The organism is Castellaniella sp. WN (assembly GCF_054457555.1).
This window is the reverse complement of record NZ_JBTKZC010000001.1, coordinates 58,005-72,408: the sequence shown is the minus strand read 5'-3', so window position 1 is coordinate 72,408 and position 14,404 is coordinate 58,005. Positions and strand designations below refer to the sequence as shown.

Here is a 14,404-nt window from a genome sequence, read left to right as displayed (position 1 = left end):
GGCGGGGGCGCGCAACGCCCCTACAGGACGACCGAGGCCCGGCGCGTTTCGGCCAGGTATTCGCGCGATCGCATTTCCATCAGGCGCGACACGGTACGGGAAAATTCGTTCGACATCGGGCCTTGAGTATAAAGCTCATCGGCCGGGCACTGGGCCGACAGGATCAGCTTGACCTTGTGGTCGTACAACACATCCACCAGCCAGGTGAAGCGGCGCGCCTCGGACGCCTGGCGCGGACTCATGCGCGGCACGTCGGACACGATCACGGTCTGGAAGCGGTCCGCCAGGTCCAGGTAGTCGTTCTGCGAGCGCGGCGTGCCGCACAGGGCGTGGAAATCGAACCAGACCACGGTCCCGGCCAGCGCCACCGCCTGGATCTCGCGGTTCTCGATGTTCAGGACGGGCTTCTGCTCGTCGGTGTCGGCCAGACGGTCGAAGGCCGAACGCAGTTCGTCGTGGGTCGCGGCCACGATCGGCGTGATGTAGGTGCGCAGCTGCGCCAGGGTGCGTCGCCGGTAGTCCACCCCGGCGTCGACGTTCATCACGTCCATCTTTTCCTGGATCAGGGCGATGGCCGGCAGGATGCGGTCGCGGTGCAGGCCGTCCGGATAGAGCGTGGACGGCTCGTAGTTCGAGGTCATGACGAAGGACGTGCCGTGCTCGAACAGGCGCAGCAGCAGCCGGTACAGGATCATGGCGTCGGCCACGTCCGAGACGTGGAACTCGTCGAAGCAGATCAGGCGGTAGCGCGCGGCGATCTTGCGCGCCACGTGGTCCAGCGGGTCGGCCTCGCCGCTGACGGCACGGATTTCCCGGTGGACCCCGCGCATGAACTCATGGAAATGCAGGCGCACCTTGCGCTTGACGGGCACGGTCAGGTAGAACGCGTCCATCAGGAAGCTCTTGCCGCGCCCGACGCCGCCCCACAGGTAGACCCCGCGCGGCACGGCCGGGCGCAGGAACAGCTTTTTCAGGCCGTTCGAGCGCTGGCGCTTGAACTCGATCCAGTCATCATAGTATCGCTGCAGGCGCTCGACCGCCGCGCGCTGGGCCTCGTCGGCGACGAAGCCCCGCTCGCGCAGGGCCTGCGCGTAATACGCGCTGACATCCATCGTCAGCGGCTACAGGTTCAGCGTGCGCTTGTCGACGGCCAGAGCGGCTTCCTTGACGGCTTCGGACAGGGTCGGGTGCGCATGGCAGATGCGCGCGATGTCCTCGGCGGCGCCGCGGAATTCCATGATGGTCACGGCCTCGGCGATCAGTTCCGACGCCATCGGGCCGACGATGTGCACCCCCAGGACCTCGTCGGTCTTGGCGTCGGCCAGGATCTTGACGAAGCCGGTGGTGTCGCCCAGCGCGCGGGCGCGGCCATTGGCCATGAAGGGGAAGCTGCCCGCCTTGTAGTCGCGGCCCTCGGCCTTCAGCGCCTGCTCGGTCTTGCCGACCCAGGCGACCTCGGGCGAGGTGTAGATGACCCAGGGAATGGTGTCGAAGTTGACGTGCCCGTGCTGGCCGGCGATGCGCTCGGCCACCGCCACGCCCTCTTCCTCGGCCTTGTGCGCCAGCATCGGACCACGCACCACGTCGCCCACCGCCCAGACGTTGGTCAGGTTGCTGCGGCAGTCCTCGTCGACGACCACGAAGCCGCGCTCGTCCAGCTTCAGGCCCACCACGTCGGCGCCCAGGCCCTGGGTGTTGGGCACGCGGCCGATGGACACGATCAGGTGATTGACCGACAGCTTCTGCTCGGCGCCGGCCGCGTCCGTGTACTGCACGTTGACGCCCTTGGCCGAAGCCTTGACCTCGCCGATGCGCACGCCGGTCTGAATGTCCAGGCCCTGCTTGACGAGGGCCTTCTGGGCTTCCTTGGCCACGTCGCGGTCCACCGCGCCGAGGAAGTCGGGCATGGCTTCCAGGATGGTGACCTCGGCGCCCAGGCGGTGCCAGACGCTGCCCATTTCCAGGCCGATGACGCCCGCGCCGATGATGCCGAGCTTCTTGGGCACGGCGGGAATCCGCAGGGCGCCGTCATTCGACAGGATCAGTTCCTCGTCGAATGGCACGCCGGGCAGCGCGCGCGCGCTGGAGCCGGTGGCGACGATCACGTGGCGGCCCTCCAGGTCCTCGTCGGTCTTGCCGGAGACCTTGACCGACCAGCCGAAGTCGGTCTTGGCGGCCAGAGAGCCGGTACCGTGGAAGAAGGACACCTTGTTCTTCTTGAACAGGAACAGGATGCCCTCGTTGTTCTGCTTGACCACCGTATCCTTGCGGCCGATCAGCTTGGCCAGGTCCAGGCTGACGCCCTTGGCCGTGATGCCGTGATCGGCGAAATGATGGTTGAGCTGCTCGTAATGCTCGGACGATTGCAGGAGGGCCTTGGACGGGATGCAGCCGACGTTGGTGCAGGTGCCGCCGGGCGCGGGCTTGCCGGCCGGGCCGGTCCAGGCGTCCACGCAGGCCACGGCCAGGCCCAGCTGGGCGGCGCGGATGGCGGCGATATAGCCGCCGGGGCCGGCGCCGATCACGATCACATCGAATTGTTTTGCCATGATGAGTTCTCGAATGAATGAGCGGGCCACGCGCCATGCGCGCGCCCGCCGGGCGCGCCCCGAACGGGCGCGCGCGGGGGTTTTGCCGGGTCCGGGATCAGACGCCCAGCAGCAGGCGCTGCGGATCTTCCAGGGCGTCCTTCATGGCGACCAGGGCCAGGACGGCTTCGCGGCCGTCGATGAGCCGGTGATCGTAGGACAGGGCCAGGTAATTGATCGGCCGGATCACGATCTGGCCGTTCTCGACGACCGGGCGTTCCTTGGTGGCGTGGATGCCGAGGATCGCCGATTGGGGCGGGTTGATGATCGGGGTCGAGAGCATCGAGCCGAACACGCCGCCGTTGGAGATCGAGAAGGTGCCGCCGGTCAGCTCTTCCAGGCCCAGCTTGCCCGCCTGGGCGCGCTGGCCGAAGTCGGCGATCTGCTTTTCGATTTCGGCGATGCTGAGCTGGTCGGCGTTGCGCAGGATCGGCACCACCAGGCCGCGCGGGCTGCCCACGGCGATGCCGATGTCGAAGTAGCCGTGATAGATGATGTCCTTGCCATCCACCGAGGCGTTGACGACCGGGTAGCGCTTGAGCGCGGCCACGGCGGCCTTGACGAAGAAGGACATGAAGCCGAGCTTGACGCCGTGCTCCTTCTCGAAGGAGTCCTTGTACTTCTTGCGCAGATCGATCACCGCCTGCATGTTGACTTCGTTGAAAGTCGTCAGGATGGCGTTTTCGGTCTGTGACTGGATCAGGCGTTCGGCCACGCGGGCGCGCAGGCGGCTCATGGGCACGCGCTGTTCGGGACGGCCGTCCAGGCCGACCGGCACCGGGGCGGCCGGGGTGGACGGTGCCGCCGGAGCCTGCGTGGCGTTCAGGGCGTCGCCCTTGGTCACGCGGCCGGCGCGGCCCGTGCCTTCGACCGTGGCGGGATCGATGCCCTTTTCGGACAGGATCTTGCCGGCGGCCGGGGACACGGCCGAAGACTTGGCCGCCGACTTGGCGACTTCGACGGCGGCGGCCGGCGCGGGCGCGGCGGCGGCCGGAGCCGGAGCGGCGGCCGCCTTGGCGGCGGTGTCGATGCGGGCCAGGACTTCGCCCGAGGTGACGGTACTGCCATCGCCCTTGACGATCTCGGAGAGCACGCCCGAGGCCGGGGCCGGGACTTCCAGCACGACCTTGTCGGTTTCGACCTCGATCAGGATCTCGTCGGCCTGCACGGCTTCGCCGGGCTGCTTCTTCCAGTTGAGCAGGGTGGCTTCCGACACCGATTCGGAAAGCTGCGGAACGAGGACTTCAGTAATGGCCATGATGTTTTTTCCGTTTTGTCTGTATTTGAGGGAGATCGGATTATTTGATCAGCGAGAAGCTCTTGAGCTTGGCCGAGAAGGCCTGCTCGATCAGGGCGCGCTGCTGTTCCTGGTGCTTGGCCAGGTAGCCGACGGCGGGCGAGGCCGAAGCCGGACGGCCGGCGTAGCCGAGCTTCTGGCCGTCGCTCATGTTCTCGTACAGGTGGTGCTGCACGTAGAACCACGGCCCCTGGTTCTGCGGCTCGTCCTGGACCCAGACCAGTTCCCTGGCGTTGGGATATTTCTGCAGTTCGGCCTGGAAGGACTTGTGGGCGAAGGGATAGAGTTGCTCGATGCGCAGGATGGCGACGTCCTTGCGGTCCTGTTCGGCGCGCGCGTGCGTCAGGTCGTAGTAGACCTTGCCGGAGCACAGCAGCACGCGCTTCACGTCGTCCGGCGCAATGTTCGCGTCGACCTCGCCGATCACGGGCTGGAAACTGCCGGTGGCCAGGTCTTCCAGGGGCGAAGTGGCGCTCTTGTTGCGCAACAGCGACTTGGGCGTGAAGATGACCAGCGGCTTGCGGAAGGGACGGATCATCTGGCGACGCAGCACGTGGAAGATCTGCGCGCCGTTGGTCGGCTGCACGACCTGCATGTTGTTGTCCGCGCATAACTGCAGGAAGCGCTCGATGCGCGCCGAGGAGTGTTCCGGCCCCTGTCCTTCGTAGCCGTGCGGCAGCATCAGCGTCAGGCCGCACTGGCGGCCCCACTTGGCCTCGCCGGAGGAGATGAACTGGTCGATCACGACCTGGGCGCCGTTGGCGAAGTCTCCGAACTGGGCTTCCCAGATGGTCAGCACGTTGGGCTCGGCGGTGGCGTAGCCGTATTCGAAGCCCAGCACGGCGGCCTCGGACAGGACGGAGTCGATCACGGTGAACGGCGCCTGGCCCTCGGACACGTTCTGCAGAGGCACATAGGTGCCGTCGTCCCAGCGCTCGCGCTTCTGGTCATGCAGCACGGCGTGGCGGTGGGTGAAAGTGCCGCGGCCGGAGTCCTGGCCGGTGATGCGGATGGCGTAGCCATTGGCCACCAGGGTGGCGAAAGCCAGGTGCTCGCCCATGCCCCAGTCCACGGGGTGCTCGCCACGCGCCATGGCCAGGCGGTCGGCGAGCAGCTTCTTGACCAGCGGATGCACGGTGAAGTTGTCCGGCACCTGAGTGAGCCTTTCGCCGATGCGGGTCAGTTCCGCCAGGGGAACGCCGGTGTCGGCGTGGTCCGTCCATTTGGCGCCCAGGAACGGCGACCAGTCGGTGGAGTACTTGTTCTTGTAATCGGTCAGAACGGGTTCGACCGTGCGCTGGCCGTCCTCCATCAGCTGGCGATAGTCCTTGACCAACAGGTCGGGCTCGTCCGCGGCCAGCACGCCCTGGGCCACCAGGCGGTCGCCGTAGAGCTTGCGCGTGCCGGGATGCGTGCCGATGCTCTTGTACATCAGCGGCTGGGTCAGGGACGGCGTGTCCTGCTCGTTGTGGCCCAGCTTGCGGAAGCAGACGATGTCGACGACCACGTCGTGCTTGAACTGCTGGCGGTAGTCCAGCGCCAGGCGGGTGACGAAGACCACGGCCTCGGGATCGTCGCCGTTGACGTGGAAGACCGGCGCCTCGATCATCTTGACCACGTCCGTGCAATACAGCGTGGAGCGCGTGTCGCGCGGGTCCGAGGTCGTGAAGCCGATCTGGTTGTTGATGACGATGTGCAGCGTGCCACCCGTGCCGTAGCCACGCGTCTGGGCCAGGTTCAGGGTTTCCATCACCACGCCCTGGCCCGCGAAGGCCGCGTCGCCATGCACCAGCACCGGCAGGACCTGGTCGCCCGCCTCGTCGTCGCGACGATCCTGGCGGGCGCGCACGCTGCCTTCGACCACCGGATTGACGATTTCCAGGTGCGAGGGGTTGAACGCCAGCGACAGGTGGACCGGGCCGCCGCGCGTGGACAGATCGCTGGAAAAGCCGTTGTGGTATTTGACGTCGCCGTCGCTGAGCGCCTGGCTGTGCTTGCCTTCGAATTCGGCGAACAGGTCGCCGGGCATCTTGCCCATGATGTTGACCAGCATGTTCAAGCGGCCACGGTGGGCCATGCCCACGACGATTTCCTGGACGCCGTTCTCGCCGGCGTGGTTCACGACCTCGTCCATGGAGGCGATGAAGCTTTCACCGCCTTCCAGTGAAAAGCGCTTCTGGCCGACGTATTTGGTGTGCAGGAAGCGTTCCAGGCCTTCGGCCTCGGTCACCTGGCGCAGGATATTGCGCTTTTCCTCGACAGTGAATTCGGGGATGCCCAGCGTGGATTCGAGGCGCTCCTGGATCCAGCGTTTCACCGTCGGATCCGAGATGTGCATGAACTCGGCGCCGATGTTGTGGCAGTACGTGTCGCGCAGGGCCTTGAGGATGTCCCGCATCGTCATCGTGTCGGCCTTGGTGAAATACGTGTTCGTGGCCGAATAGATCTGATCGAGGTCGGCCTCGGACAGGCCGTAGAAAGCGGGGTCCAGCTCCGGGATTTCCGGGCGGTCGCGGCGCTTCAGGGGATCGAGCTGGGCGATGCGCGAGCCCAGCGAACGGTAGGCGGCGATGATGGACTGGACGTAGACCTGCTTGCTGGCGATGGCCAGGGACTGGTCGGAGGCCTGCGCGGGGCGGATCTGGAAGGCGTTCTCGCGGGCGCGCTGGGCGAAGGAGGCGACGATCGGAGCGTGGGCCTGGTCGCGGGTGGCTTCGCGGCCGTCCGCGGCGGGCTGGTGCTGCAGCTGATCGAAGTAGGAGCGCCACTGGTCCGGAACGGAACCCGGGTTGTCTAGATAGGCTTCGTAGAGGTCTTCTACGTAGGGCGCGTTGGCGCCGAACAAATAGGAATTGGACTGGAGTTCTTGTTCCGTGGACATTGTGCGCTTCACCTGACGGGTGCTTCACCCGAACGATGCAGATTGGGAAACCTTCCGCGACTCGGCCAGACCGATGGGCGGATAGCAGGGGCAGAAGGCAGTGGTACGACGCCTTGCATAAGCCGTATTAAGGGCAAAGTATACCCGTCCGACGGCATGGGTTTAAACTGATCGGCCGAAAACGCCCATTCCAGGCCGGTTTTCGCCCGATTGGCGTTGGGATTAACAAACACTTCAGTGCAAACCCGAACGATATAAAACAACCAGCAGGAGCACAGGCAGCCATGGACCTGAAAGACGACCGCGCCAAGATGGCGCTCGATTACCACGCATTCCCCACCCCCGGGAAGATTTCCGTGGTTCCGACCAAGCCCCTGGCCAACCAGGACGACCTGACCCTGGCCTATTCCCCGGGCGTGGCGACCGCCAGCATGACCATCCACGCCGAGGGCGAATCCGCCGCGGCCAAATACACCTCGCGCGCCAATCTGGTGGGGGTGGTCACCAATGGGACCGCCGTGCTCGGCCTGGGCAACATCGGCCCGCTGGCGGCCAAGCCCGTCATGGAAGGCAAGGGCTGCCTGTTCAAGAAATTCGCCGGCATCGACGTTTTCGACATCGAACTGAACGAGCACGACCCGGACAAGCTGGTCGACATCATCGCCGCGCTGGAGCCGACGCTGGGCGGCATCAACCTGGAAGACATCAAGGCGCCGGAATGCTTCTATATCGAGAAGAAACTGCGCGAGCGCATGAAGATTCCCGTCTTCCACGATGATCAGCACGGCACCGCCATCATCTCCTCGGCCGCCGTCCTGAATGGCCTGAAGGTCGTGGGCAAGGAGATCGGCCAGGTCAGGCTGGTGTGCTCGGGCGCGGGCGCCGCCGCCATCGCCTGCCTGGACCTGATGGTCAAGCTCGGCGTCTCGCGGAAGAACATCTACGTGGTCGATTCGCGCGGCGTGATCTGGGAGGGCCGCGACGAGAAGATGGAGGCCAACAAGGCCCGCTACGCCCAGAAGACCGACGCCCGCACCCTGGCCGACGTCTGCGAGGGCGCTGATGTGTTCCTGGGCTGCTCGGCCCCCGGCGTGCTGACCCGGGACATGGTGCGCTCCATGGCCGACCGTCCGCTGATCCTGGCCCTGGCCAACCCCGACCCCGAGATCCGCCCGGAGGACGCCAGGGCCGCCCGGCCCGACTGCATCATCGCCACCGGCCGTTCGGACTATCCGAACCAGGTCAACAACGTCCTGTGCTTCCCCTTCATCTTCCGCGGCGCGATGGACTGCGGCGCCACCGTCATCAACGAGGAAATGAAGCTCGCCTGCGTCAAGGCCATCGCCGAACTGGCCCAGGCCGAGAGCAGCGCCGAAGTCGCGGGCGCCTACGCCGACCAGGACCTGTCCTTCGGCCCGGAATACATCATCCCCAAGCCCTTCGACCCGCGCCTGATCGTCAAAATCGCCCCGGCCATCGCCCAGGCCGCCGCGGATTCCGGCGTGGCCCGCCGCCCCATCGAGGACATGGACGCCTACCGCCAGTCCCTGATGAGCATCGTCTACCACTCCGGCCAGCTGATGCGCCCGCTGTTCCGCCAGGCCAAATCCGCGCCCAAGCGCGTGATCTACGCCGACGGCGAGGACGAGCGCGTGCTGCGCGCCGCCCAGACGGTGCTGGACGAAGGCTTCGCCCAGCCGATCCTGATCGGCCGTCCCGCCGTGATCGACATGCGCATCCAGAAATTCGGCCTGCGCCTGGAGCCCGGCCAGAACGTGGAAGTCGTCAACCCCGAGGACGACTCGCGCTTCAACGAGACCTGGAACGCCTACTACAAGCTGCGCGGCCGCGACGGCGTCACGCCCGACATCGCCAAGGCCATGGTGCGCAAGCACAACTCCCTGATCGGGGTGATGCTGCTGCAGCGCGGCGACGCCGACGCGATGATCTGCGGGGTGGCCAGCCGCTTCGACAACCAGTTGAAGTACGTCGAGGAGATCATCGGCCTGAAGCCCACGGCCCGCACCTACGCGGCCATGAACGTGCTGATGCTGCCGACCCAGACCCTGTTCATCTGCGACACGCACGTCAACGAGGACCCCACCGCCGAACAGGTCGCCGACATGACGATCCTGGCCGCCGAGGAAGTCCGCCGCTTCGGCATCGTGCCCAAGATCGCCCTGCTCTCGCATTCCAACTTCGGCAGCCGCCCCACGGCGTCCTCCCGCAAGATGGCCGAGGCCCGGCGCCTGATCGCCGAACGCGCCCCCGAACTGGAGGTCGATGGCGAAATGCACGCGGACTCGGCCCTGTCCGAGACCATCCGCGTCAAGGCCTACCCCGACACGGCGCTGAAGGGGCCGGCCAACCTGCTGATCATGCCCAACCTGGACGCCGGCAACATCACCTACAACATGCTGAAGATGACCGGCAGCCACGGCGTGGCCATGGGCCCGGTGCTGCTGGGCGCCGCGCGCCCGGTGCACATCCTGACCACCAGCTCCACGGTGCGGCGGATCGTCAACATGACGGCCCTGGCCGTGGTGGACGCCCAGCAGGAGGCGGGCCAGGCGGTCTGATCCGTTCGCACGGCCCCCGCCGAAAACCCGGCCGTCTTCCAGCGGCCGGGTTTTTTATCGCCAAACCCGGCGATACGCGGTGACCGGGCAATGAAAAACGGGCAGCGAGGCCCGTTTTTCATACCGCGGCGAAACGGAAGGATTACTTCACGTCGCGCACCGCGGCGCCGGTGTACAGCTGGCGCGGACGGCCGATCTTGTAGTCGGGATCGGACAGCATCTCGTTCCATTGGGCGATCCAGCCCACCGTGCGGGCCAGGGCGAAGATCGCCGTGAACAGCGAGGTGGGGATGCCGATGGCGCGCTGCACGATGCCCGAATAGAAGTCCACGTTCGGGTAGAGCCTGCGTTCCACGAAGTACGGGTCTTCCAGGGCGATGCGTTCCAGCTCCATGGCCAGCTTGAACAGCGGATCGCCGTGCAGGCCCAGGGAATCGAGGACTTCGCGGCAGGTTTCCTGCATCAGCTTGGCGCGCGGGTCGTAGTTCTTGTAGACCCGGTGGCCGAAGCCCATCAGGCGCACGCCCGAATTCTTGTCCTTGACCTTTTCCATGAACTCGCCGACCTTGGCCACGCCGCCCTGGGCCTGGATGCTTTCCAGCATGTTCAGGCAGGCCTCGTTGGCGCCGCCGTGCGCCGGGCCCCACAGGCAGGCCACGCCGGCCGCGATGGCGGCGAACGGATTGGTGCCCGAGGAGCCGCACAGGCGCACCGTGGAGGTGGAGGCGTTCTGCTCGTGGTCGGCGTGCAGGATGAAGATGCGGTCCAGCGCGCGTTCCACCACCTCGTTGACCTTGTAGTCGTCGCAGGGTGTGGCGAACATCATGCGCAGGAAGTTGCCCGTGTAGGACAGGTCGTTCTGCGGATAGATGATGGGCTGGCCCAGGGAATGCTTGTACGCCATGGCGACCAGGGTCGGCATCTTGGCGATCAGGCGGATCGCGGAGACTTCGCGGTGGTGCGGGTTGGTGATGTCCGTGGAGTCGTGGTAGAAGGCCGACAGCGCGCCCACCAGGCCCGTCAGCACCGCCATCGGGTGCGCGTCGCGGCGGAAGCCCTGCATGAAGTTGTGCATCTGCTCGTGCACCAGGGTGTGATGCGTGACCAGGCTGTCGAATTCCCGTTTCTGCTGGTCGTCGGGCAGATCGCCGTTCATGATCAGGTAGCAGATCGACAGGAAATCGCAGTTCGTCGCCAGTTGGTCGATCGGGTAGCCGCGGTACAGCAGCTGGCCCTTGTCGCCGTCGATGTAGGTGATGGCGGATTCGCAGGAAGCCGTCGCCATGAAGCCGGGATCGTAGGTGAACATCCCGGTCTGGCCGTAGAGCTTCCGGATGTCGATCACATCCGGGCCCACCGTGCCCTGGTAGACGGGGAACTCGACCGAGGGGCTGCCGTCGGAGAACGACAGCGTGGCTTTTTTATCGGATAGCTGCATGTGAATCTTCCTTTAAGTTACAGCGCTTTCATCTGCTCGACGAGTCGGCGGATATCAGGGTCGTCGTAGGGACCCGACAGGTCCTCGCGTCCCAGCAGGACATCGAGCAATTCGTTGTCGCCCATTTCGAAAAGTTGCGTCAAGGCCCGGACGTCGGTCTCGGTCAGCCGCGCCTCATGAGCGTCCAGGAAGCGCGTGATGATGAGATCGTTCTCGAGCAGGCCGCGCCGCGCCCGCCACCGCAGGCGGGCGCGATCCAGGACGGACAGGTCTCCGGACATGTCCGGACCTCAGACCGTGCGTCGCACGAGCATTTCCTTGATCTTGCCGATCGCGGCCGACGGATTCAGCCCCTTGGGGCAGACATCCGTGCAGTTCATGATCGTGTGGCAGCGGAACAGGCGGTAGGGATCTTCCAGGTTGTCCAGACGCTCGCCGGTGGCCTCGTCGCGCGAATCGGCGATGAAGCGGTAGGCCTGCAGCAGGCCGGCCGGGCCGACGAACTTGTCCGGATTCCACCAGAAGGACGGACAGGCGGTCGAGCAGCAGCCGCACAGGATGCATTCGTACAGGCCGTTCAGTTCCTCGCGCTCTTCGGGCGACTGCAGGCGTTCCTTTTCAGGCGGCGGCGTGTCGTTGATCAGATAGGGCTTGATCGAATGGTACTGGTCGAAGAAGAAGGTCATGTCCACGATCAGGTCGCGCACCACGGGCAGGCCGGGCAGCGGCTTCAGGACGATGGGCTCCTTCAGCGTCAGCAGGTTGGTCGTGCAGGCCAGGCCGTTCTTGCCGTTGATGTTCATGGCATCCGAACCACACACGCCCTCCCGGCAGGACCGGCGCAGGGCCAGACTGTCGTCGAGTTCGTCCTTGATCCGCAGGATCGCATCCAGCAGCATCTTGTCGGTCGGTTGCAGCTCGACCTCGAATTTCTGCATGTACGGCCGTTCATCCTTGTCCGGATCGTAACGGTAGATCTCGAATTTCACGATGCGTTTTTGACTCATGATGATATCCAGATTAGAAGGTGCGCGGCTTGGGCGGGATGCTTTCGGCCGTGAGAGGCTGCATGCGCACCGGCTTGTATTCCAGGCGGTCATTCTCCGCGAACCACAGGGTGTGCCTCAGCCAGTTCTCGTCATCGCGCTCGGGATATTCATCGAGCGCGTGGGCGCCCCGGGACTCGAGCCGGTTGGCCGCGGACTTGACCGTCGCGCGCGCCACCTCGATCATGTTGGCGGCTTCCAGTGCCTCGACGCGCGCCGTGTTGAAGACCTTGGACTTGTCCGCGTAGTAAATATCCTGGAATTGCGGGACCAGGTCGGCGATCATGCGCTCGCCCTCTTGCAGGATGTCCATCTTGCGGAACACGCCGCAATGGCTCTGCATGGTGTTGCGCATGCTGTTGATGACGTCGTGCGTCTTTTCACCGCTGGTGCGGCGCTCGAGGTGATCGACGCGATCCAGGGAGGCCTCGATGTCGGTATCGGGCAAGACCGGGTGCGCATGCTGGCGCTCGGGATGCTGATCGACGATAAAATTGCCCGCCGAGCGACCGAACACGATCAGGTCCAGCAGGGAATTGGTGCCCAGGCGGTTGGCGCCATGCACCGAGGTGGCGGCGCATTCGCCGATGGCATACAGGCCGTTGACGATCTTCTCCTGGCCGTTGACCAGGGTGACGACCTGACCATGGTAGTTGGCCGGGATGCCGCCCATCTGGTAGTGCAGCGTGGGCACGACCGGGATCGGGTCCTTGATCGGGTCGATGTTGGCGAACTTGATGGCGATCTCGCGGATCGAGGGCAGGCGCTTGGTGATGGTTTCCGCGCCCAGGTGATCGAGCTTGAGCAGCACGTGGGAGCCGTCCCCGCAGCCGCGGCCTTCCTTGATTTCCTGGTCCATCGAGCGCGACACGAAATCGCGCGGGGCCAGGTCCTTCAGTTGAGGCGCGTAGCGTTCCATGAAGCGCTCGCCATCCTTGTTCAGCAGAAACCCGCCCTCGCCGCGCACGCCTTCGGTGATCAGCACGCCCGCGCCGGCCACGCCGGTGGGATGGAATTGCCAGAATTCCATGTCCTGCAGCGGGATGCCCGCGCGCGCCGCCATGCCCAGGCCGTCGCCGGTATTGATGAAGGCGTTGGTGGTGGCCGCGAAAATACGGCCGGCGCCGCCCGTGGCCAGCACGGTGTGCTTGGCTTCCAGGACATAGATCTCGCCGGTCTCCATTTCCATCGCGGTCACGCCCAGCACGTCGCCGGCGTTGTTGCGCAGCAGATCGAGCGCCATCCATTCGACGAAGAACTGGGTGCGGGCGGCGACGTTGCGCTGGTAGAGCGTGTGCAGCATCGCGTGGCCGGTGCGGTCGGCCGCGGCACAGGCGCGCTGGACGGGCTTTTCACCGAAATGCGACGTGTGGCCGCCGAACGGACGCTGGTAGATGGTACCGTCCGGATTGCGGTCGAAGGGCATGCCGAAGTGCTCGAGCTCATACACGGCATTGGGCGCCTCGCGGACCATGAATTCGATCGCGTCCTGGTCGCCGAGCCAGTCGGAACCCTTGACGGTATCGTACATGTGCCATTGCCAGTGGTCCTCGCTCATATTGCCCAGCGAGGCGCTGACGCCGCCCTGGGCGGCCACGGTGTGCGAGCGCGTGGGGAAGACCTTGGTGAGCACGGCCACGGACAGGCCGGCCTGGGCCAGCTGCAACGAACAGCGCAAGCCGGCTCCGCCGGCGCCGACGACCACCACATCGAACTGGCGGCGCGGAAGGGATTTCTTGACAGCAGCCACGTTAGAGACTCCAGAGAATTTGACCGAAGAAGACCACCGCGGCCACCAGCCACAGGATGGTCAGGACCTGCAGGAACAGGCGCAGGCCGTCGGAATGAGCGTAATCCATCCAGATGTCGCGCACGCCGACCCAGGCGTGCCAGGCGAGCGACAGGAAGGCCAGCGTGGCCAGCAGCTGCCCGACCGGCAGCGCGCCGACGGTGAAGGCGAAGAAGGCGCGCCAGGATTCGAAATCCAGGCTGGGAACCAGGACGGCGTACAGGACCAGGACCAGGGTATAGACCGCCATGATGACGGCGGTGGCGCGCTGGACGATGAAATCACGAGTGCCGTAGTGCGCGCCCACGACCAGGCGCTTGCGACCGATGCGTTCTTGAGCCATTACCATGCTCCAAAGAGTTTCAGACCGAAGACCACGGTCAGCGCCAGAGCCACGCCGATCACCAGGGCGCCGGAGCGCTGCGAGGGCTCGCGCGCATTGCCGACGTGCAGGTCCAGCGTCAGATAGCGGATGCCCGCGCAGAAATGGTGGAAATAGCCCCACATCAGAACCAGCAGCACGATCTTACAGGCCGGGCTGGCGACCCATTCCTTCATGGCGGCGAAGGTCTCGGGCGACTGGACGCTCTGCGCGAACAGCGGCACGATCACGAGCGGCAGCGCCAGGAACAGCAGCGCGCCGCTGACCCGGTGCAGGATGGATGCTTTGGCCGCCGGAGGCAGCCGGTAACTCATGAGGTCGCTCAACCCCAGGTTACGGAACTGCGGGCGCGGCTTTGTGGCTGATTCAGACATGATGGCCTCGTAGTTGGAAGATGGAAGGAA

At 65.4% G+C, this 14,404-nt stretch carries 11 protein-coding genes; 1 reads left to right on the top strand and 10 read right to left on the bottom strand.

Translation table 11 applies throughout. The features are described 5' to 3' along the window. Positions 1–20: 20 nt before the first annotated feature. The 4 genes from zapE to ACTPOE_RS00320 form a co-directional block, all read right to left on the bottom strand. On the bottom strand, positions 21–1,112 hold the full coding sequence (gene zapE / locus ACTPOE_RS00335; RefSeq protein ID WP_458870119.1) for a cell division protein ZapE: 1,092 nt from the start codon (positions 1,110–1,112) through the stop codon (positions 21–23). A gap of 9 nt (positions 1,113–1,121) precedes the next feature. After that, positions 1,122–2,549, bottom strand: coding sequence for a dihydrolipoyl dehydrogenase (gene lpdA, locus ACTPOE_RS00330; protein WP_458870117.1), 1,428 nt, complete (start codon positions 2,547–2,549; stop codon positions 1,122–1,124). A 97-nt stretch (positions 2,550–2,646) separates the two neighbouring features. Continuing rightward, entirely contained in the window at positions 2,647–3,846 is a 1,200-nt protein-coding gene (gene odhB, locus ACTPOE_RS00325; RefSeq protein WP_458870115.1) for a 2-oxoglutarate dehydrogenase complex dihydrolipoyllysine-residue succinyltransferase, read from the bottom strand. Positions 3,847–3,886: 40 nt separating this feature from the next. Next, positions 3,887–6,766, bottom strand: coding sequence for a 2-oxoglutarate dehydrogenase E1 component (locus tag ACTPOE_RS00320; RefSeq protein ID WP_458870113.1), 2,880 nt, complete (start codon positions 6,764–6,766; stop codon positions 3,887–3,889). Positions 6,767–7,050: 284 nt separating this feature from the next. Here ACTPOE_RS00320 and ACTPOE_RS00315 point away from each other — a divergent pair, with 284 nt between their 5' ends. Then, positions 7,051–9,345 carry an NADP-dependent malic enzyme gene (locus ACTPOE_RS00315; RefSeq protein ID WP_458870111.1) on the top strand — a complete coding sequence of 765 codons (2,295 nt, stop codon included), beginning with the start codon at positions 7,051–7,053 and terminating at the stop codon, positions 9,343–9,345. Between the two features lie 142 nt (positions 9,346–9,487). Here the strand turns inward: ACTPOE_RS00315 and gltA are convergent, their stop codons facing one another. Genes gltA through sdhC form a run of 6 tightly spaced genes read right to left on the bottom strand, consistent with a single transcriptional unit; the run spans position 9,488 to position 14,374 of the window. After that, positions 9,488–10,783: a citrate synthase gene (gltA, locus tag ACTPOE_RS00310; RefSeq protein ID WP_458870109.1), complete on the bottom strand. Its 1,296-nt coding sequence runs from the start codon at positions 10,781–10,783 to the stop codon at positions 9,488–9,490. A 17-nt stretch (positions 10,784–10,800) separates the two neighbouring features. Next, positions 10,801–11,064 carry an FAD assembly factor SdhE gene (locus ACTPOE_RS00305; RefSeq protein ID WP_458870107.1) on the bottom strand — a complete coding sequence of 88 codons (264 nt, stop codon included), beginning with the start codon at positions 11,062–11,064 and terminating at the stop codon, positions 10,801–10,803. 9 nt (positions 11,065–11,073) lie between these two features. Continuing rightward, on the bottom strand, positions 11,074–11,790 hold the full coding sequence (locus ACTPOE_RS00300) for a succinate dehydrogenase iron-sulfur subunit (protein WP_458870105.1): 717 nt from the start codon (positions 11,788–11,790) through the stop codon (positions 11,074–11,076). Positions 11,791–11,803: 13 nt separating this feature from the next. Beyond that, positions 11,804–13,579 (bottom strand): succinate dehydrogenase flavoprotein subunit, encoded by a 1,776-nt coding sequence (gene sdhA / locus ACTPOE_RS00295; RefSeq protein ID WP_458870103.1) that lies wholly within the window; start codon positions 13,577–13,579, stop codon positions 11,804–11,806. 1 nt (position 13,580) lies between these two features. Then, the gene (gene sdhD / locus ACTPOE_RS00290; RefSeq protein WP_458870101.1) at positions 13,581–13,961 is read right to left on the bottom strand and encodes a succinate dehydrogenase, hydrophobic membrane anchor protein; all 381 of its coding nucleotides are present in this window, start codon (positions 13,959–13,961) and stop codon (positions 13,581–13,583) included. Next, a complete protein-coding gene (sdhC, locus tag ACTPOE_RS00285; RefSeq protein ID WP_458870099.1) occupies positions 13,961–14,374 on the bottom strand; it encodes a succinate dehydrogenase, cytochrome b556 subunit in 414 nt (137 codons plus the stop codon). The genes sdhD and sdhC overlap by 1 nt, the downstream gene beginning before the upstream one ends. Positions 14,375–14,404: the final 30 nt, after the last annotated feature.

What these genes read in the sequence shown, in the direction of transcription:
- zapE (WP_458870119.1), bottom strand. Translation starts at nt 1,112, where the DNA reads ATGGATGTCAGCGCGTATTACGCGCAGGCCCTGCGCGAGCGGGGCTTC.
- lpdA (WP_458870117.1), bottom strand. Translation starts at nt 2,549, where the DNA reads ATGGCAAAACAATTCGATGTGATCGTGATCGGCGCCGGCCCCGGCGGC.
- ACTPOE_RS00300 (WP_458870105.1), bottom strand. Translation starts at nt 11,790, where the DNA reads ATGAGTCAAAAACGCATCGTGAAATTCGAGATCTACCGTTACGATCCG.
- odhB (WP_458870115.1), bottom strand. Translation starts at nt 3,846, where the DNA reads ATGGCCATTACTGAAGTCCTCGTTCCGCAGCTTTCCGAATCGGTGTCG.
- ACTPOE_RS00305 (WP_458870107.1), bottom strand. Translation starts at nt 11,064, where the DNA reads ATGTCCGGAGACCTGTCCGTCCTGGATCGCGCCCGCCTGCGGTGGCGG.
- gltA (WP_458870109.1), bottom strand. Translation starts at nt 10,783, where the DNA reads ATGCAGCTATCCGATAAAAAAGCCACGCTGTCGTTCTCCGACGGCAGC.
- ACTPOE_RS00315 (WP_458870111.1), top strand. Translation starts at nt 7,051, where the DNA reads ATGGACCTGAAAGACGACCGCGCCAAGATGGCGCTCGATTACCACGCA.
- sdhD (WP_458870101.1), bottom strand. Translation starts at nt 13,961, where the DNA reads ATGGCTCAAGAACGCATCGGTCGCAAGCGCCTGGTCGTGGGCGCGCAC.
- sdhC (WP_458870099.1), bottom strand. Translation starts at nt 14,374, where the DNA reads ATGTCTGAATCAGCCACAAAGCCGCGCCCGCAGTTCCGTAACCTGGGG.
- ACTPOE_RS00320 (WP_458870113.1), bottom strand. Translation starts at nt 6,766, where the DNA reads ATGTCCACGGAACAAGAACTCCAGTCCAATTCCTATTTGTTCGGCGCC.